This window comes from Streptococcus hepaticus (genome assembly GCF_043656315.1).
Classification (GTDB): Bacteria; Bacillota; Bacilli; order Lactobacillales; family Streptococcaceae; genus Streptococcus; species Streptococcus hepaticus.
Map to the genome: position 1 here is coordinate 1 of NZ_JBINIY010000015.1, position 18,460 is coordinate 18,460.

Genomic DNA, 18,460 nt, shown 5'->3' on the forward strand with positions numbered 1-18,460 from the left:
CTCATGTGGGTAGCGAGTTAGATGCTCTGCCAATAGACCAACTTCATTAATGATATTGCGAACTTTTGTCTGACGTTCTTCTTCATTTTCGTAAAGTTTAAAGTTATACAAGCCTTCTGAGATGATATAGTCAACTGTCGCACGTTCATTCAAACTCGCAGCTGGGTCTTGGAAAATCATTTGGATTTTACGAATAACATCACGTTTTTGTTCGCGCGTCAATTTTCCGTTAATCTTCTCTCCGTTATAGAGAATATCCCCAGAACTTGTATCATTCAAGCCAATAATCGCACGTCCGATAGTTGTCTTCCCTGAACCAGATTCCCCTACAAGAGAGAAAGTTTCTCCCTTATTGATAAAAAAGTTAGCATTTTTAACGGCAACAAATTTTTTGTTCCCTTGGCCGAAAGAAATTTCTAAATCTTTAATTTCAACTAATTTTTCAGTCATTTCTTCCTCCTAATTTACTTTTTTTGTCATTTTTGACTTAATTTTTTCATGTAGATTTTGAATTGCAGCAGGTTTTTCAACTTCTGGTGCCTCTGGATGAAGCAACCATGTTTTCGCCCAGTGTGTATCGTTAACTGCAAAAATTGGTGCTTTTTCTTCAAAATCAATCTGCATTGCAAACTCTGAACGAGGTGCAAAGGCATCACCAACCACAGGTGTATAAAGTGATGGTGGCGTTCCTGGAATAGAGAACAATTCTCCGTCTGCTGTCGCTAGTTGTGGCAAGCTTGACAAGAGGCTCCATGTATACGGATGACGTGGATCATAGAAGATGTCTTCTACCGTTCCGTACTCAATAACTTCTCCAGCATACATTACCGCAACCTTATCAGCAATACTGGCAACAACACCTAAGTCGTGGGTGATAAAAATTGTTGTGAAGTTATACTCCTTTTGAAGTGATTTTAGTAAATCCAAAATCTGAGCCTGGATAGTTACATCCAAAGCTGTTGTTGGCTCATCACAAATCAGTACATCTGGACGGCAAGCAAGGGCAATCGCAATAACAATCCGCTGACGCATCCCACCTGAATATTGGAATGGGTATTCATTGAAACGTTTTTCCGCCTCCGGAATCCCAACTTTTTTTATGTAGTCAATCGCCATTTCCTTGGCTTCTGCTGCTGTTTTACCTTGATGTTTAACAATGACTTCTGTAATCTGTCTCCCAATCGTCACAAGTGGGTTCAAACTCGTCATCGGATCTTGGAAAATAGTTGCAATTTTCGCACCACGAATTTTTTGCCATTCTTTATTGTTAACTACTTTTGTCAACTCTTTACCACGGTAGTTAATGCTACCTGATGCGATACGACCATTTTCTTCAAGCATTCCGGTAAAAGTTTTTGTCAGAACGGATTTACCAGAACCCGACTCACCTACGAGGGCAAGAATTTCTCCTTCAAACAAATCAAGTGATACTTTACGAATAGCTTTCAAGACACGATCACGAACATCAAATTCCACGACCACATCTTTAGCTGATAAAATGATATTTTTATTCTCTGTCATATCGGCTCCTTATCTATGTGTGCGTGGATCACTGGCGTCCGAAAGGTTTTGCCCAACAATAAACAGTGAAAGCGAAACAAGAACGAGTGCTGTCAATGGAATCCAGAACAAGTAAGCGTTGGTTGTCACGTTTTGCGCATATTTTGAAATGAGACGACCGAGACTTGGCACAGTCACTGGCAAACCAATACCAAAATAAGACAAGAACGCTTCAGAAGAAATATAGCCTGGCAAACTTTGTGATGCTTGTGTCACAATAACAGACACTAACTGCGGAAGCAAATTTCTCACTACAAGCTTGAAGGTTGGCGTTCCAAGTGTGCGACTAGCAAGGTTGTATTCTAAATCACGGTAACGCATAATTTGAACACGGATAGAAAAGGCAACCCCGATCCAACCTGTGATACAGAAAGCAAGAATCAAGTTCCAAAATCCTGCTCCCAATGCATAAGTCATGACAATGATAACTAGTAAATATGGGATATTTGAAACAACATTGTAAACTTCCATCATAATTTTATCGAATGTTTTCGATACTCCCCAGATTCCTCCGACAATAACCCCAATCACCAAGTTAATCACTGTAGCAATAAGTGAGATGAGAATAGAATTTCTCGCACCATACCAAACACCATCAAAGAGAGATTGTCCATTGGCATCTGTACCGAACAAATACTTTGTACTTGGCCAGTTATAACGTGCTGAGAAATCATTTATTTTACTGACATCGTTAAAATCATAGTTTGCAAATAGAGGATAGATAAAGCTCATTGAGATAATGGCAATCAGCAAACTTAGCATCGCAATAGTTGATTTCTTTTTGAAAAATTGACGCATTACTGACTTCCAGTAAGAATATGATGGAGAATCAATAGCTTCAGCGGCAAAATCGTCACGTTTGACAAATGTAAATTTAGACTTATCAATTGTAGACATTATTTACCTCCTTTTGCGTCTAATTTTATACGTGGATCGACTACAGTCATCAGTAAGTCTCCCAACAAGAGTGAGAAAATGGAAAGTGCTGCAAAAATAAATGTCAAGGCTACTACCATTGTATTATTAGCATTGTTAATTGAGTCAATCAACATCTTACCCATACCTGGGAAGGCGAATACAGATTCTGTAAAGGTAGCACCGACAATAACACCCAAAATTGAACCAGGAATACTTATTACAACAGGTACCATTGCATTTCTGAAAATGTGTCCCCGAGAAATTTCAGATTCTGACAATCCTTTTGCGCGCGCAAAACGAACATAGTCGCTTGTTTGTAGGTCGATGAAGTAACGACGAATCCAAACAGCCATTCCTGGAATACCTAATAGCCCTAACAATAGAGCAGGCAAGAGGTACGAACGAAAATCCTGCGCACCTAAAATTGGGAAAGTATCAGGCAACCCAAATAATTTTCCAAAAGCAAAACGGAAAATATAGATGAAGGCAACACTTGGCAAGGCCATCAAGAAACTAAGTACCGCTGTCATGATGGTATCAAAACCTTTATTCTTGTAACGAGACATTAAAATTCCAAGTGGAATACCAAATACGTAGGTAATAATCACACTAATAATCCCAATGATAGAGGAGTTCACAAGCATTGACGGATCTTGATAGCGTGTTTTAGTAGCTGTGTAGGCATCACCCTCTCCGAAGTTAGCAATTGTTTGTTTATCTGCATTTCCTGGAGATTTGTAGGTACGAGTATAGATATTAACAGAAGATTTCTTGGTAACACCTGTCGGGAAAGTCACATCTGTCAACAAAGCTTTACCTTGCCCTTGTGACAATACTTCCAAAACATCAATATTGGCATAGGTAGGATAGGATACACCTAAATCAAATGTAATGAAGTTTTGGTGGATAAATGGAAATTGTCCATTGGCATACAACAAATACTTGTGCTCTGTACCAGAACCGACCAAAGCCCAACCAATAGAAGGGTCTTTTTCTAATCGAATATAGCGTTCCAAGTTCGGATTGGCTTTGTCCTTAATTTTATTGGTGTGGTCTACCTGTACTAAATTACCATAAAACTTAGCAATACGTTGGTAAATTGGAATTTCGCGGGTTGCATAAAATTTGTTATTTGTTTCAAATTGATGCAATTCCCAACCTTTACCTAACTGAGTAAGATATTTTTTATAAATCTTCTTGTTGGCTTCGGTTGGTTCACTTGTTACATTTTCATATTTTTTTTCAGCCGCAGTTTGTAACTCGTTACTGTTCATATAGTCAATATAGCCCATTTTTTCATAGACAGTATTGACATAGTCAGCTTTCTTGTAAGGATCTGCCGCCATTTTCACATACGTTTGATCCTTTTCGAAAATCTTTTTCCGTGGAACCATTGTATAGACAATTATATATATCAATGTAGTCACAAGAAAAAGAGAGACTAACGAACGCAAAATACGATTGAAAATATATTTCTTCATTCTATGTTTTCCTCTCAATCTCAAAAGAACTTTCTCTATAAATAGTAGAGAAAGTTCTCTTAAAAATGTTTAATTATTTTTCTACGTGGTCAGCAAGTTCTTCTTGTGCTTTCGCATTAGATTCTGCTTTTTCTTTCAACCATTTTTCACGTTTAGCAAGTACATCTTTAGTTTTGTTAACTTCTGTACCAACTTCCATGTATTTGTAGAAGGCACCACCACCTTTGATTCCAATATCAGAAATTGATGCTGTGTAAGGAACAACTTTAGATACGGATGGTGATCCACCAAGTGACATATAAGGAACGATCAAGGCACTATCTGTCAACCATGCTTGAGCTTGTGCATATTTTTGGTAACGTGTTGCCACATCTTGTGTTTCTGCTGAAGCTTCTTTTAAGAGAGCGTCGTATTTATCAAGACCAAGCTCTTGAATCAAGGCTGTGTCTTTCGCTCCATCCAAACCAAGACGGTTAAGGTTTGCACCGTTCGTAGTGTTAAATACATCTAAGTATGTAGAAGGGTCAAGATAGTCTGGTCCCCAACCTGCATATGAAATATCGTAATCCATTTCTGTTGCACTTTCAGCGTAGAAGGCTACGTTTTGGAATGTATCAGTATCCATCATTTGAAGGTCGATAACTACGTTTTCAGTACCAAGTGATTTTTCAATTGATTGTTTCAATGATTGCGCTTGTTGCACACCAATTTCACTAGCTTGGTTAACCGCCATATCCAAGTGAACGGGGAATTCTACACCTTTAGCTTCAAGAGCTTCTTTTGCTTTAGCAATTTCAGCTTTAGCTAATTCTGGTTTGTAAAGACCATTTTGAGCATCTGAAAGATTGATATCTTTCCATTCATCACCATATGATACCAAATCTTTGGTTACTAAGTCGCCAAATGAAGTTGAACCTGCGCTAACAAATGTTGGTGGAACAAATGTGTTGCGGAGTGCTTTGTCAGATGCCTCTTCACCTACTGACTGTGCAAGATAGTTTTGACGGTCAAAAGCGAATACCAAAGCTTGACGGAAATCTTTGTTTTGAAGAGCTGTTTTAGAAGCTGTCTTTTGAGCATCACTTGTTTTTGCGGTATGATTATAAGTACCACGGTTTACATTAAACAGTGTGTAGTATGTAGTAGCATCTTGCAATCCGTAAGTGATGTTATCTTTGTATTTTTCTTTTACAGATTTGTAGCTTGATGAGTTAGGGAATATACGAGTATTTGAGTAATTACCGTCTGTAAATCCTTTAACCAATGTTTCTGGGTCTTGTCCATCATAGTAAGTCAACTTAACTTTCTCGATTTTTACGTTCTCAGCATCCCAGTAATTTTCGTTTTTAGTATACTCTAACGCAGACTTAGAAGTCATAGCGCTAATTGTATAGGCACCATTGTAAAGGATACCGTCTGGTGAAACCTTACCAAAGTCTTTACCTTTTGATGCTAAGAAGTCAGCGTTAACTGGCAACATGATTGACATTGTCAATTTTGAGTTCCAGAAGCTTTCTGGTTGGTTCAATGTGTATTGAACTGTATAGTCGTCAACCGCTTTTACACCAACAGTAGAAAAGTCTTTTGTTTTACCATTTACATAGTCGTCCAAACCTTTGATAGAGTTTTGGATAATGTAAAGACCTTCTGACTTAGTTTCAACCGCATGCTTAAGTGATGTAACGAAGTCGTTTGCAGTTACGTCTGCATACTCTTCACCTTCAGCAGTGTACCATTTTACGCCTTTACGCAATGTATATGTATATGTCAAGCCGTCTTTTGAAACTTTCCAATCTTCAGCAAGTGAAGGAACAAGGTTCCCGTACTTGTCGTTTTCAAGAAGGCCGTCCACCATGTTGGTTACGATGTCAGAAACTTGTTGACGGTTATAAGCAATGTAGTCCAATGATGTTGGGTCTTCAGTATAAACATATGAATATGTTGAAGAAGTTTCTGATTTGCTAGTTGATGAATTGCCACAAGCTGCCAAAAAGGCTGCTGAAAGCAAGGTTACACCTGCAATCACTGCAATTTTTCTTTTCTGCATAAAAAGGTCTCCTCATTTAAGATAGTGGAATTGCTTAAACAATTCTTAAATATATGTGTCTTATTATATCACGACGTTTAGGGCTTGTAAAGAAATTTTTGTTCATGTTTGAAATTTTCAGACTTTTCAACAAATTGTCATCCTTTTTTCATTATAGTAAGTTTTTCTCTTTTATTTTTTACTTATGGTATAATGTAAAATTGATTAGAAAGGTTCTTATGAAAAAATTTATTTTATGGTTAAACCTTGTGCTTTTAACGTTTTTTCCCATTTCACAACTAGTAGCAGCAGACGGCTTCTCTGTTCCTGCAAAACACGCCATTGCCGTTGATTTTCAATCTGGTAAGGTTCTTTACGAAAAGGATGCTGCTACACCTACCCACATCGCTTCCATCTCTAAATTGTTAACCGTTTATTTGGTATACGAAGCAATGGAACAAGGGAAATTTGGCATGAATACAACGGTAGATATTTCTGACTACCCTTATCAATTAACGATTGATGCCATCGCAAGCAATATTGATTTGGACACTCGGCAATATACTGTCCAAGAACTTCTACAAGCTTCTCTCATTTCATCTGCCAACAGCGCAGCTATTGCCTTGGCTGAAAAAGTAGCGGGCTCGGAGCCGAAATTTGTTGATATGATGACCGCAAAACTCAAGGAGTGGGGGATTACAGACGCAAAATTGGTCAACGCTACTGGTTTGAACAACGAGATTTTAGGGAACAATATCTACCCAGGCTCTTCATCAACAGATGAAAATACTATGTCAGCAAAAGATATTGCCATTGTTGCTCGCCGCCTGCTCCTTGACTATCCAGAAGTGACTGACATTACCTCAAAATACTCTTTTACATTAGAAGGAAACACCTACTATTCAACCAATCAAATGATTGAAGATGGGACTTACCAAAGGGGTGGTGTTACCGGACTGAAAACTGGGACTACTGAATTATCAGGCGCTTCATTCGTCGCCACTACAGCTGAAAATCATTTCCAAATTATCACGGTGATTCTCGAGGCTGATAAGGGGGATGAATTCCCTGACAATCGCTTTGTCGCTACGAATGCACTGATGGATTATGTCTACAACAACTTCACCTTGACTACCTTAGTCAAAAAAGGGGAATCCTATGCTGATTCTACTGTAAAAGTCTTCAATGGGACTAATTCTATTAGTCGTGCGATTGCCTCAAAGGACATGACACTCATCACTCGTAAGGATAAAACAGAGGCTATTTCTGCCACATTCAAAGCTGATAAAGAGGTCGTTGATGCTCCGATTAAAGCTGGGCACAAACTAGGAAGCTTGACTAGCCGTGATACTGACTTGATCGGAAGTGGTTATCTTGACCAACTTCCAAACGTAACTATGATTGCTAAAAACGACACGAGCACCCCAACAGCTCCTGTCTCTTGGTGGAATCACTTCGTTCGCTATGTAAATGAAAAACTATAAATAACAATAGTAGAAAAACGAACTAAGTCTGGCTTAGTTCGTTTTATTTGCTATCTAACCAACCGATCCTTCCATTTCATAAGAAATGAGGCGATTAAGCTCTACCGCATACTCCATTGGTAGTTCTTTAGTGAAGGGCTCTACAAATCCCATGACAATCATTTCAGTTGCTTCTGACTCTGTCAGACCACGACTCATGAGGTAATAGAGTTGTTCTTCTGAAATCTTCGATACTTTGGCTTCGTGTTCAAGAGCAACTTGTGAATTGTGGATTTCATTGAACGGAACTGTATCCGAAGTTGAAATATCATCCATAATAATGGTATCACACTCGATGTGGCTAACAGATTTGGCTGAATTTTTACCAAAAGTCACTTGACCACGGTAGTTAACTGCACCACCACCTTTTGCGATGGATTTAGATACGATAGAAGACGATGTACGTGGCGCATTGTGAATCATCTTAGCACCCGTATCCTGATTTTGCCCAGCATTGGCAAAGGCGATGGTTAACATGGTTCCACGCGCACCTTCCCCATCCAAATGAACAGCTGGATACTTCATCGTCGTTTTGGCACCAAGGTTGCCGTCAATCCATTCAACAGTTGCATTTTTAAGGGCACGCGCACGTTTTGTGACCAAATTATAGACATTATCCGACCAGTTTTGAATAGTGGTATAGCGAACATAAGCTCCGTCCAAAGCAAAAATCTCAACAATGGCTGCATGAAGACTGTTGGTCGAATAGGTCGGTGCTGTACAACCTTCAACATAATGAACGCTAGCTCCCTCATCTACGATAATCAAAGTCCGCTCAAACTGTCCTGTATTTTGGTTGTTGATACGGAAATAGGTCTGCAAAGGAATATCTACTTTGACACCTTTTGGTACATAGATGAAGGTTCCACCTGACCAGACAGCCGAGTTGAGAGCAGCCAACTTATTATCCGTTGGAGGTACAAGTTTTGAAAAATATTGCTTAAAGAGATCTGGGTACTCTTTCAAAGCTGAATCTGTATCCGTAAAGATAATCCCTAGTTTTTCAAACTCTTCCTTCATATTGTGGTAAACCACTTCTGACTCATACTGAGCTGAGGCACCTGCTAAATAAGCACGTTCCGCCTCAGGAATCCCAATACGTTCAAAGGTTTCTTTGATTTTTTCTGGAACATCATCCCAAGAACGGGCTGGCTTATCAGATGGTTTTTGGTAATAGATGATATCGTCAAAGTCAATATCTGACAAATCCGGACCCCAAGTCTGCATAGGCATTTTTTGAAAAGCCTCCAAAGACTTAAGACGGAAGTCCAACATCCATTCCGGTTCATTTTTTGCAGCTGATAATTCGCGAACAACCGCTTCATTTAAGCCTTTTCCTGTTGAGTAAATTGGCTCGACATCGTCGTGAAAACCAAATTGATATTCTCCCAAATCAATGGGTTTTGGTTCTACAATTTCATTTGTTTCAGACATACTATTCCTTTCTCTGGCCTGCTAGAATGGCCTCTCTTGCTTTCTTGGTCAACTTAGCAAAAACCAAGTCATAGGATTCTTTGATTAGATTTTCTAACAAATCAGCAGTAATTTCAGTTGCTGCTAGACTGATGGTATTCCAATGTTTCTTGCTGGTGTAATAACCTGGTTGAATAATTTCTGGATAAATCTGGCGCAATTCTTCGTTCTTGTCAGGGTCATTTTTAAGAGTGATGTAGGCATTCTCACCCTCGCTCATCATAGCAAAATATTTCCCTTCCAAGTCAAAATAGAAACAATCCCACTCTTCACGAAAATAGACTGTCGCTGCTGGCAAGGATTGACCCACTTCTTTACAGAAAGCTATCTTTTTTTGTAGATTCATTCGGCTTGTTCCTGACGTTCAATGGCTTTTTTGAGAGCATTCCAAGGGAGGGTTGAGCACTTGATGCGTTGTGGAAATTTGGCAACGCCTGCCAGTAGCTCGGCTTCTCCCAATTTCTCCTGCTCATCATTTTTTTCTCCTTGCACCATTTGCGAGAAAGTTTCTGCCAATTCCAAAGCTTCTGCTGTTGTTTTTCCAATCACAGCATCCGTCATCATACTAGACGAAGCAGTTGAGATTGTACAACCATGGCCTGCAAATGCAATGTCCTCAATACGATCATTTTCAATCTTAACAGATAAGGAAATCACATCGCCACAAGTAGGATTGTTGAGTTGCAAGGTTTCCACTCCTTCCAGTACCCCGTAGTGATGAGGGCTCTTAGAATGATCTGCTACAACCGCCATATAGAGACTATCTAGTCTAGAAAGTGCCATTGAAAAACTCCTTTGCCTTAAGAATCGCCTCGACCAATTTATCACAATCTTCCTTGGTATTGTAAATGTAAAAGCTAGCACGAGCAGCTGATGAAATACCTAGATAATTGATAAGAGGTTGAGCACAGTGATGACCCGCCCGAACGGCTACACCTTCATAGTCAAGAGCAGTTGCCAAATCATGGGGGTGCAAGCCGTCAATGTTAAAAGCAATAACCCCTGCATGGTCTGCTGGATGTTGCGGACCATAGACCGTCAAGCCTGGTATAGCTTGCAGTTTTGGCAAGATATAAGTAATGAGTTCTTGCTCATGGGTATGGACAGCTTCCATACCGATTTCTTCTAAATAACCTACCGCTGCTCCAAGCGCAATGGCACCTGCGATATTGGGCGTACCCGCTTCAAATTTCCAAGGTAATTCTTTCCAGCTGGCTTCTTGTTCATAGACAAAATCAATCATTTCGCCACCGAACTCCACAGGATTCATTTGATTGAGCAGGTTTTCTTTTCCATAGAGAACACCGATACCAGTTGGACCTAACATTTTATGACCTGATAAGGTGAAAAAGTCACAATCTAAGTCCTGTACATCAATGGCCATATGGGGTGCTGATTGTGCTCCGTCCACCACCATGATGGCTCCAACTGCATGAGCCTGCTCTGCGATTTCCTTAACAGGATTGACACAACCTAAAACGTTAGAGACATGGGCCAGGCTGACAAATTTTGTCTTTTCAGAAATTTTTGTCGCCACATCTGCCATATCCAGGCTTCCATCCTTCAAATAGCCGTAGACCAGTTTGGCACCTGTCTTACGGCAAGCTTCTTGCCAAGGAATGATGTTAGAATGGTGCTCCATAATGGAAATCAAAACTTCATCGCCCGGTTGTAATGTCTGCTCAGCAAATTTAGCAACCCAGTTGAGACCGGTAGTTGTTCCACGAGTAAAAAGCACTTCCTTAGTAGACTTGGCATTGATAAAGCGGCGCAATTTTTCCCGACTGACTTCATACTTAGCTGTCGCACGTTCTGCCAAGGTATGGACTCCACGGTGCACATTGGCATTGTCTTCATGGTAGTAGCTCATTAGGGTCTCTAGCACTGCTTTTGGCTTCTGCGTCGTTGCCGCATTATCCAGATAGACGAGGGGTTCATCGTTGACAATCTGGTCTAAAATTTGAAAATCTTGCCTAATTTTAGTGGCATCTAACATCTGAGTCCCCCTCTTTTTATCTTATCGTTTATCTAGTTTGCTATCTAAAACCGCAATCATCTCATCACGAACTTCTTTGACAGGAATTTCTGTGATAACTGTTCCCAAGAAACCACGAATGACCAAACGTTCAGCTGTTTCACGGTCAATTCCGCGACTCATGAGATAGTACATATCTTCTGGATCGACTTGTCCGATTGAGGCAGCATGTCCTGCAGTTACTTCATTTTCATCAATTAAGAGAATTGGATTGGCATCTGAACGAGCATTGTCAGACAACATGAGTACACGACTTTCCTGTTGGGCATCTGCTCCTTTGGCTCCCTTGATGATGTGACCAATTCCGTTGAAAGTCAAGGTTCCACGTTCCAAGATAACACCGTGTTGTAAGATGTGTCCAACCGAGTGGTGACCGTAGTTTGTGACACGGGTATCAATTCCCTGCACCTGACGACCAGATGAAGCCGCAACCACCTTAAGGTTGGCGTGACTACCATTTCCAATCAAATCAGAGTCAAAGTCTGCGACCACATTTCCTTCATTCATAACGCCTAATGCCCAATCAACCGTTGCATCATTAGCATGACGCGCACGGCGAGAAAGATAGGCTGTCACATTTCGACCTAAGCGGTCAATAGCAGCAAACTTCACTTGGCTTCCTGCACCAGCAATCACCTCAACTGAGATATTTGCAAAGGCTGGAACGTCGCCATTTCCAATCGTTTCAAAACGTTCTAAGTAACTGAAAGCTGCATTTTTTCCAGCGATAATCAGGATATGCTTGTTAAAGGGCACATCACTCTGGCTATCTTGGTAAAAGAGCCCCTCGATAGGCTGGTCAATCTCTACATTGTCAGGCACATAAAGAACAGCTGCGCTATTCAAATAAGCATAGTGGTGAGCTGCCAACTTATCCTCGTCATAAGCAAGGGCTGTTCCCAAATGCGTCTCAACAAGCTCTGGAATTTCTTCCAAGGCTGAGTAGAGGTCTGTGAAAACAACTCCCTTATCCGCTAGCTCAGCTGGCAACTGCTCCAATACAGTCTGCGTTCCTACTTGGACAAGTTTAGGGTTATCACCAAGTGCTGTAAAATCTGGTACATTCTCAGAAAAGTCACTTTCTGCCATGACTTTTGGTCCTAGTCCCCAGCGGTGAAATTTGACACGTTCGATTTTTGGCAAATCCAAACTAGCCATTTTCTCCAAAGCAGCTAACCGATGTTCTTGCAACCAAGCAGGTTCAGCCTTGGAAAGAGAAAAATTCAATATTGTTTTTTTTGACATTTGTTACTCCATTTCTATACAAGTCGAAGTGACAAATTAGACTTCTTCGTGGTATTCAATACCCAGTTCTTCGGCAATCTTAACATATCCTTCTTTTTCAAGACGATCAGCCAGCTCCGCACCACCTGAAAGGACAACACGACCTTCCATCATGACATGAACAACATCGGGTGTGATGTAGTTGAGAAGGCGTTGATAGTGAGTGATAATCATAGCACCAAAGCCTTCGCCACGCATTTCATTGACACCTTTTGAAACAACCTTAAGCGCATCAATATCAAGACCTGAGTCAATCTCATCAAGGAGGGCAAATTTCGGTTCCAACATGAGCAGTTGCAGAATCTCATTGCGTTTTTTCTCACCACCTGAGAAACCTTCGTTTAGGTAACGCTCTGCCATTTCCTCTTTCATGCCAAGAAGTTCCATTTTGGCATCTAGTTTTTTGATGAAATCACGGACAGAAATCTTATCTTCATCTTCCTTACCAGCATTCATAGCAGCACGGATAAACTCAGCATTGGTAATCCCTGGGATTTCTGATGGGTACTGCATCGCAAGAAAAAGTCCCAAACGGGCACGTTCATCGACTTCCAATTCCAAGATATTTTCACCATCTAAGAGGATTTCTCCTTCTGTCACTTCATAACTTGGGTTGCCCATGATAGCTGCAGATAGGGTCGATTTCCCTGTACCGTTCGGTCCCATGATAGCTGCAATTTCCCCAGTTTTCAGTGTCAAATTGACACCTTTCAAAATTTCTTTATCCTCAATTGACACATGAAGGTTCTTGATCTCTAATACAGACATGGTTGTCTCCTTTTATTTTTATCTTCTAAATTATACCAAAAAAGAGCCTAATTGGCTCTCTTGGTGTTTAGAAAGATTCTCATTTACGACACTTTTTTTTATGTTCCTTGCAGGCTGCTAATCGTTCTTCTCGATAGGACCTATTGCCAATAAATCGCAAAATATTCAGTAGGAATGTCCGATTTTCTCCAAAAATTCCAATCAATTCACTTAAAATAATAATTCCAAAACCAAGGGCTATCATAAGTAAAACACCGCCCAAACGACTGGATACATTCAGCAAGAGTGAAATCAGAGAAAATACAAAAGAAATCGCATAAATGACTAAAACCGTCCCTCTATGTGTCAATCCTAAAGACAGAAGACGATGATGGAGATGCATGCGGTCCGCTTCATAGATTTTTTGTCCTGAAAGTATTCGGCGAATAATTGCCACAATGGTATCTGTCAGAGGAACACCCAAGATAATCATAGGTGTCACAACCGCAACAGCTGTCGAATTTTTCAACCCTTGAAGCGATAAGACCCCAATCATAAATCCGATAAACAAAGCTCCCGTATCTCCCAAATAAATAATCGCTGGATTGTAATTATAAGGAAGGAATCCTGCAATTGCTGCTACCAACACAAAAACAGTCAATGTTAAAAAGATATTGCTATCGTAAAGGAAAAAGTAAGAAACCAAACCCATGGTGGTCAGAGAAATAATGGAGACTCCACAAACTAGACCATCCAAACCATCAATCAAATTCACTGCATTAGTAATAGCGACAATCCACAGGACAGTCAATAGAAAGGATAACCAGACCGGAAAATGAATCAGCGGACCACCAAATGGAATCTTGAAATCGTCAAAACGGAATTCCGTAAAGAACCAAATAATTGATGCTGCTACTAACATCCCAGCCATTTTAGGCAGGGGACGAAGTTCCTTAATATCATCAAACAAGCCTGTCACAACAATAATTCCGCCCGCAATGACCAATGGCAAGATGTATTCAAAATAGGTTTGTTCCTGCCAAACATGCAAAACAATATTGGGCAAAATTAGCACACTACCGATAAAAAAGGCAATAAAAACAGCTAATCCACCCGCTGAAGGCATGGGAACTTTATTGATACGACGGGCATTTGGGTTGTCTACTGCACCAATACGAAGCGATAAAAAACGAACGAGAGGGGTCGCAATAACCGCAATGACCAAAGTCGCAATCAAGACAATAATATATTGTAGGGCAAATGGAATCATGTCAAGCTGACCTTTCTCAATTCTTCAAGAGCCGCTTCTGGAAGAAGCAAGTGCCCGTGCTCTTGAAGATAGGGACGACTAACGTCTGTATCATCTGCATGCTCTAACATGAGTGAAAGAAAGTAGGTTGGATAGAGACGAGAGTGATTTTCTACATTTTTTAAAATGGTCATATAGTAGAGATCATTCATTTTATAGAGTTCAGATGTCTCGATAGTCATGTCCATTGTGTGAGCAAACTCAACCGCTTTCACCAGACTAGCAAATTCTAGGATATAGTAGACGTAATCTTGGTGAAAACTATCTGAATCCTCATTGGCATAATCCGCCTCTTCAACAGCCTCTAAACGACGAACTGTCGCTTCATCATCTCCACTCTTATCACGAATCGTTTTTTCGACTGTCTTCAAAAATTCCTCAGGTGATAATTGTGAAATATCAGGGAAGCCCTCAAAATTTGCCAAATCTTCAAAATCAATGGATTTATCAATATCTGACTTGGTGACAAAAATATCAATCTTATCTGGTTTTGGGGTTACACGAAAACTGAGCATCCCACTTTCACGGAAGGTCATCGGAAGGTCCAATTCATCCAAAACAGAATAGAAAAACTCCTCTGTTTTTTCTTGCGGAATCAAAAAATCCGCCAACTCCATACCTCTTTCTTCTAAATCTTCTAGTTTAATCGTGATTTTTAATGTCGAATCACTGATTTGTTTCATCTTCATGAGCTTTCTCCAAACTTACTAGTATCCCTCTCATTATACAATAAAAGAACATTTTTTACCAAAAGAAAGGCAGGTTGCCCCGCTTTAGAAGATTAGTTTCAACAAAGAATAAACGATGAGGAGAGCCCCCAAGCCAATACGGTATTTCCCAAATAAGGTAAAATCGTGCTTCTTCACGTAGTCTGTCAAGAAGCGAATCGCCACCATTGATACTGCAAAAGCTGTTACCATTGCGACCAAGAGTAGGAACCATTGGCCACCTGTCACTGCTACACCTTTCACTAATAATTTCACTAATTTCAGGAGACTGGCACCAAACATGATGGGAATACCGAGGAAGAAGGTAAACTCTGTCGCCACTTGACGACTCGTCCCCAGCAAGATACCTCCCAAAATAGTCGCACCAGACCGACTAGTCCCTGGAATCAAGGCCAAAACTTGAAAGAGTCCAATGTAGAGAGCTGTTTTATAGGACAAACGATGGAGAGAAACTACTTGTGGAGCAATTGTTTCATTGCGCTTTTCAACGTAGATGAATGCCACCCCATAGATAATCAAGGTCAGTGATACAATAAAGAAATTAAATAAATGAGTGTCTAACCAGTCATCAAGTAGGAAACCTAACACCGCTGCGGGCAAAGCTGCTAAGATGACCTTGGCCCATAATTGCCAAGTTAACTGGATTTCTTTAGCTGTTTTACCAGTTTGGAATGGATTAAGGCGATCGAAGTAAATCACCATAACTGCCAAGATAGCCCCCAACTGGACCACAACATTGAACATTGAAACAAAACCTGCGCTTGCAGACTTAAAATTGACAAATTCTTGCACCAAAATCAAGTGACCTGTACTAGAGATTGGTAGCCACTCCGTAATTCCTTCAACAATCCCAAAGAAAATGGCCTTTAACAGTTCTATTAACATCTGAAACCTCCTATTTGGATTATTATAACACATTTTATTTGAAAGAAAGTCTTCAAACCCAAGCATTGAAAGTTTTCTGAATTTTTAATATAATAAGAAGAAAGTCATAATTATACATAAGGAGTTTACTATGAGAAATAAAGTTTTAGCAGTGCTGCTTGCTTGCCTTGCGCTGCTCACCATCGGCAGGACTGTTTCCGCCGATGATTATCTCCGTGTTGGAATGGAGGCGGCCTACGCGCCTTTCAACTGGACCCAAGATGATGATAGTAATGGTGCAGTAAAAATTGAAGGAACCAATCAATATGCCAACGGATATGATGTCCAAGTTGCTAAAAAAATCGCCAAAGAAATGGGTAAAGAAGTCCTAGTCGTCAAAACAAAGTGGGAAGGACTGGTGCCTGCACTTACTTCTGGCAAGATTGACATGATTATCGCTGGCATGAGCCCGACCGAAGAGCGTAAAAAAGAAATCGCCTTCTCTGATGCTTACTACATTTCTGAACCGACTCTAGTGGTCAAAGCTGATGGAGCTTATGCTAAAGTAAGCAGTATCAATGATTTTTCTGGGGCAAAAATCACTGCCCAACAGGGAGTCTACCTTTACGACCTTATTGACCAAATGAAAGGCGTGAAAAAAGAAGTTGCTATGGGTGACTTCAACCAACTTCGTCAAGCCGTTGAATCTGGCATCATTGATGCTTATGTATCTGAACGCCCAGATGCTACTTCTGCTCAAAATGCCAATCCAAAACTAAAAATGGTGGAACTGACAGAAGGTTTTGCAACTAGCGAATCTGACACCAATATCGCCGTCGGCATGCGCAAAGACGACACACTTATTAATCAAGTCAACCAAGTCCTTACAACGATTTCTCACGATGAACAAATCAAACTCATGGACAAAATGATTGCTAGCCAACCTGCCAGCAATGATACAGATACTGAACAACCAAATTTCTTCCAGCAAGTACTCTCAATCTTCCAAAACAACTGGCAACAATTGCTCCGTGGTACAGGTATGACCTTGCTCATCTCTATCATCGGAACAGTTGTAGGAACGATTATCGGTCTCCTCATTGGCGTTTTCCGCACCGCACCAAAAACTGCTAACAAGGCTCTCGCCGCAGTACAAAAATTGGTCAGCTGGCTCATTAACGTCTATATTGAAATTTTCCGTGGTACTCCGATGATTGTACAATCCATGGTCATCTACTACGGTACTGCACAAGCATTCGGTCTAAATATCGACCGTACCCTAGCTGCTATTTTCATCGTTTCTATCAACACTGGTGCTTACATGAGTGAAATTGTTCGTGGTGGTATCTTCGCCGTTGACAAGGGACAATTTGAAGCAGCTACTGCTCTTGGATTTACCCACGGTCAAACCATGAAAAAAATCGTCTTACCCCAAGTTGTTCGTAATATCTTGCCAGCAACAGGTAATGAATTTGTCATTAATATCAAGGATACATCTGTATTGAACGTTATCTCTGTTGTCGAACTCTACTTCTCAGGAAATACTGTCGCAACTCAAACCTATCAATACTTCCAAACCTTTACCGTCATTGCCATCATCTACTTTGTACTGACCTTTACGGTTACTCGTATCCTGCGCTACATCGAAAAACGCTTCGATTCAGATACCTACACAACTGGCGCTAATCAAATGCAGGTAGAGGAGGTCCCTCATGTCTAATCCAATCTTAGAAATCAAACACCTGAAAAAATCCTACGGTCAGAACGAAGTCCTAAAAGATATTTCACTGACTGTTAAGCCGGGACAAGTGATTTCCATTATCGGTTCTTCCGGTTCTGGTAAGTCAACCTTCCTACGCTCTATCAACCTTTTGGAAGAGCCAAGTGGAGGTGAGATTCTTTTCCACGGGCAAAACGTTCTAGAAAAGGGCTACAATCTCAATACCTATCGTGAAAAATTAGGTATGGTTTTCCAATCATTCAATCTCTTTGAAAATCTGAATGTCCTTGAAAACGCCGTTGTTCCTCAGACAACTGTTCTCAAACGAAACCGTGAGGAAGCTGAGAAAATCGCCAAAGAAAACTTGATCCGCGTAGGTATGACAGAACAATACTGGAAAGCCAAACCAAAACAGCTTTCTGGTGGGCAAAAACAACGGGTTGCGATCGCACGCGCCCTCTCTGTTAATCCTGAAGCCATGCTCTTTGACGAACCAACTTCGGCTTTGGACCCAGAAATGGTCGGTGAAGTTCTTAAAACCATGCAAGATCTTGCCAAATCAGGTCTAACCATGATTATTGTGACCCACGAAATGGAATTTGCTAAAGAAGTTTCTGATCATGTCATCTTCATGGATAAAGGGCTCATCGCTGAGCAAGGAACACCTGAGCAACTCTTCGAAAATCCGCAAGAAGAACGCACGCGTGAATTCTTAAAACGATTCTTAAAATAAGCAGTTTCCCAATCCAGTCTTGGATTGGGCTTTTGTTTGTGAAAATAAGACATGCAAAA

Annotated in this window: 17 protein-coding genes; 3 read left to right on the forward strand and 14 right to left on the reverse strand. The window is 40.6% G+C overall.

The genetic code is table 11. The features are described 5' to 3' along the window. From ACHUFA_RS09345 to ACHUFA_RS09365, 5 genes are all read right to left on the reverse strand, one after another. The coding region (locus ACHUFA_RS09345) for an ATP-binding cassette domain-containing protein (RefSeq protein WP_394405708.1) at nucleotides 1-450 on the reverse strand (450 nt) is incomplete at its 3' end. A 9-nt stretch (nucleotides 451-459) separates the two neighbouring features. Then, nucleotides 460-1,521 (reverse strand): ABC transporter ATP-binding protein, encoded by a 1,062-nt coding sequence (locus ACHUFA_RS09350; RefSeq protein WP_222349712.1) that lies wholly within the window; start codon nucleotides 1,519-1,521, stop codon nucleotides 460-462. Nucleotides 1,522-1,530: 9 nt separating this feature from the next. Beyond that, nucleotides 1,531-2,457 carry an oligopeptide ABC transporter permease OppC gene (gene oppC / locus ACHUFA_RS09355; RefSeq protein WP_222349714.1) on the reverse strand — a complete coding sequence of 309 codons (927 nt, stop codon included), beginning with the start codon at nucleotides 2,455-2,457 and terminating at the stop codon, nucleotides 1,531-1,533. Next, nucleotides 2,457-3,959, reverse strand: a complete 1,503-nt coding sequence (locus ACHUFA_RS09360) for an ABC transporter permease (protein ID WP_222349716.1) — start codon at nucleotides 3,957-3,959, stop codon at nucleotides 2,457-2,459. The genes oppC and ACHUFA_RS09360 overlap by 1 nt, the downstream gene beginning before the upstream one ends. Nucleotides 3,960-4,032: 73 nt before the next feature. Then, nucleotides 4,033-6,006 carry a peptide ABC transporter substrate-binding protein gene (locus tag ACHUFA_RS09365; RefSeq protein ID WP_222349719.1) on the reverse strand — a complete coding sequence of 658 codons (1,974 nt, stop codon included), beginning with the start codon at nucleotides 6,004-6,006 and terminating at the stop codon, nucleotides 4,033-4,035. A 218-nt stretch (nucleotides 6,007-6,224) separates the two neighbouring features. On the opposite strand from ACHUFA_RS09365, the gene pbp3 reads away from it, so the two are divergent. Continuing rightward, entirely contained in the window at nucleotides 6,225-7,469 is a 1,245-nt protein-coding gene (gene pbp3 / locus ACHUFA_RS09370; protein ID WP_394405712.1) for a D-alanyl-D-alanine carboxypeptidase PBP3, read from the forward strand. Between the two features lie 54 nt (nucleotides 7,470-7,523). On the opposite strand, the gene sufB is transcribed toward pbp3, so the two are convergent. The 9 genes from sufB to ACHUFA_RS09415 form a co-directional block, all read right to left on the reverse strand. After that, nucleotides 7,524-8,942, reverse strand: coding sequence for a Fe-S cluster assembly protein SufB (sufB, locus tag ACHUFA_RS09375; protein WP_222349726.1), 1,419 nt, complete (start codon nucleotides 8,940-8,942; stop codon nucleotides 7,524-7,526). 1 nt (nucleotide 8,943) lies between these two features. Further along, nucleotides 8,944-9,327: an MmcQ/YjbR family DNA-binding protein gene (locus ACHUFA_RS09380; RefSeq protein ID WP_222349728.1), complete on the reverse strand. Its 384-nt coding sequence runs from the start codon at nucleotides 9,325-9,327 to the stop codon at nucleotides 8,944-8,946. Next, nucleotides 9,324-9,764, reverse strand: coding sequence for a Fe-S cluster assembly sulfur transfer protein SufU (sufU, locus tag ACHUFA_RS09385; protein WP_222349730.1), 441 nt, complete (start codon nucleotides 9,762-9,764; stop codon nucleotides 9,324-9,326). The genes ACHUFA_RS09380 and sufU overlap by 4 nt, the downstream gene beginning before the upstream one ends. Then, complete coding sequence (locus tag ACHUFA_RS09390; protein ID WP_394405715.1) at nucleotides 9,751-10,977, reverse strand: cysteine desulfurase; 1,227 nt, start codon at nucleotides 10,975-10,977, stop codon at nucleotides 9,751-9,753. The genes sufU and ACHUFA_RS09390 overlap by 14 nt, the downstream gene beginning before the upstream one ends. Nucleotides 10,978-10,998: 21 nt before the next feature. Beyond that, nucleotides 10,999-12,261: a Fe-S cluster assembly protein SufD gene (sufD, locus tag ACHUFA_RS09395; RefSeq protein WP_394405717.1), complete on the reverse strand. Its 1,263-nt coding sequence runs from the start codon at nucleotides 12,259-12,261 to the stop codon at nucleotides 10,999-11,001. Between the two features lie 36 nt (nucleotides 12,262-12,297). Then, entirely contained in the window at nucleotides 12,298-13,068 is a 771-nt protein-coding gene (sufC, locus tag ACHUFA_RS09400) for a Fe-S cluster assembly ATPase SufC (RefSeq protein ID WP_394405719.1), read from the reverse strand. Between the two features lie 79 nt (nucleotides 13,069-13,147). After that, nucleotides 13,148-14,317, reverse strand: a complete 1,170-nt coding sequence (locus ACHUFA_RS09405; RefSeq protein WP_222349737.1) for a glycosyltransferase family 4 protein — start codon at nucleotides 14,315-14,317, stop codon at nucleotides 13,148-13,150. Next, on the reverse strand, nucleotides 14,314-15,045 hold the full coding sequence (gene mecA / locus ACHUFA_RS09410) for an adaptor protein MecA (RefSeq protein WP_394405721.1): 732 nt from the start codon (nucleotides 15,043-15,045) through the stop codon (nucleotides 14,314-14,316). Before mecA ends, ACHUFA_RS09405 begins: the two co-directional genes overlap by 4 nt. A gap of 84 nt (nucleotides 15,046-15,129) precedes the next feature. Next, entirely contained in the window at nucleotides 15,130-15,969 is an 840-nt protein-coding gene (locus ACHUFA_RS09415) for an undecaprenyl-diphosphate phosphatase (protein WP_394405723.1), read from the reverse strand. Nucleotides 15,970-16,099: 130 nt separating this feature from the next. Between ACHUFA_RS09415 and ACHUFA_RS09420 the strand changes: the two genes are divergently transcribed. Next, a complete protein-coding gene (locus ACHUFA_RS09420) occupies nucleotides 16,100-17,668 on the forward strand; it encodes an ABC transporter substrate-binding protein/permease (protein ID WP_222349746.1) in 1,569 nt (522 codons plus the stop codon). Next, nucleotides 17,661-18,401: an amino acid ABC transporter ATP-binding protein gene (locus tag ACHUFA_RS09425; protein WP_222349749.1), complete on the forward strand. Its 741-nt coding sequence runs from the start codon at nucleotides 17,661-17,663 to the stop codon at nucleotides 18,399-18,401. The genes ACHUFA_RS09420 and ACHUFA_RS09425 overlap by 8 nt, the downstream gene beginning before the upstream one ends. The last annotated feature ends 59 nt before the right edge of the window (nucleotides 18,402-18,460 follow it).

Excerpts from the sequence above, each read along its gene's own strand:
- ACHUFA_RS09390 (WP_394405715.1), bottom strand. The coding sequence starts at position 10,977 with ATGTTAGATGCCACTAAAATTAGGCAAGATTTTCAAATTTTAGACCAG.
- oppC (WP_222349714.1), bottom strand. The coding sequence starts at position 2,457 with ATGTCTACAATTGATAAGTCTAAATTTACATTTGTCAAACGTGACGAT.
- ACHUFA_RS09365 (WP_222349719.1), bottom strand. The coding sequence starts at position 6,006 with ATGCAGAAAAGAAAAATTGCAGTGATTGCAGGTGTAACCTTGCTTTCA.
- ACHUFA_RS09415 (WP_394405723.1), bottom strand. The coding sequence starts at position 15,969 with ATGTTAATAGAACTGTTAAAGGCCATTTTCTTTGGGATTGTTGAAGGA.
- sufU (WP_222349730.1), bottom strand. The coding sequence starts at position 9,764 with ATGGCACTTTCTAGACTAGATAGTCTCTATATGGCGGTTGTAGCAGAT.
- sufB (WP_222349726.1), bottom strand. The coding sequence starts at position 8,942 with ATGTCTGAAACAAATGAAATTGTAGAACCAAAACCCATTGATTTGGGA.
- ACHUFA_RS09350 (WP_222349712.1), bottom strand. The coding sequence starts at position 1,521 with ATGACAGAGAATAAAAATATCATTTTATCAGCTAAAGATGTGGTCGTG.
- ACHUFA_RS09380 (WP_222349728.1), bottom strand. The coding sequence starts at position 9,327 with ATGAATCTACAAAAAAAGATAGCTTTCTGTAAAGAAGTGGGTCAATCC.
- ACHUFA_RS09360 (WP_222349716.1), bottom strand. The coding sequence starts at position 3,959 with ATGAAGAAATATATTTTCAATCGTATTTTGCGTTCGTTAGTCTCTCTT.
- sufC (WP_394405719.1), bottom strand. The coding sequence starts at position 13,068 with ATGTCTGTATTAGAGATCAAGAACCTTCATGTGTCAATTGAGGATAAA.
- sufD (WP_394405717.1), bottom strand. The coding sequence starts at position 12,261 with ATGTCAAAAAAAACAATATTGAATTTTTCTCTTTCCAAGGCTGAACCT.
- ACHUFA_RS09405 (WP_222349737.1), bottom strand. The coding sequence starts at position 14,317 with ATGATTCCATTTGCCCTACAATATATTATTGTCTTGATTGCGACTTTG.
- ACHUFA_RS09420 (WP_222349746.1), top strand. The coding sequence starts at position 16,100 with ATGAGAAATAAAGTTTTAGCAGTGCTGCTTGCTTGCCTTGCGCTGCTC.
- mecA (WP_394405721.1), bottom strand. The coding sequence starts at position 15,045 with ATGAAGATGAAACAAATCAGTGATTCGACATTAAAAATCACGATTAAA.
- pbp3 (WP_394405712.1), top strand. The coding sequence starts at position 6,225 with ATGAAAAAATTTATTTTATGGTTAAACCTTGTGCTTTTAACGTTTTTT.
- ACHUFA_RS09425 (WP_222349749.1), top strand. The coding sequence starts at position 17,661 with ATGTCTAATCCAATCTTAGAAATCAAACACCTGAAAAAATCCTACGGT.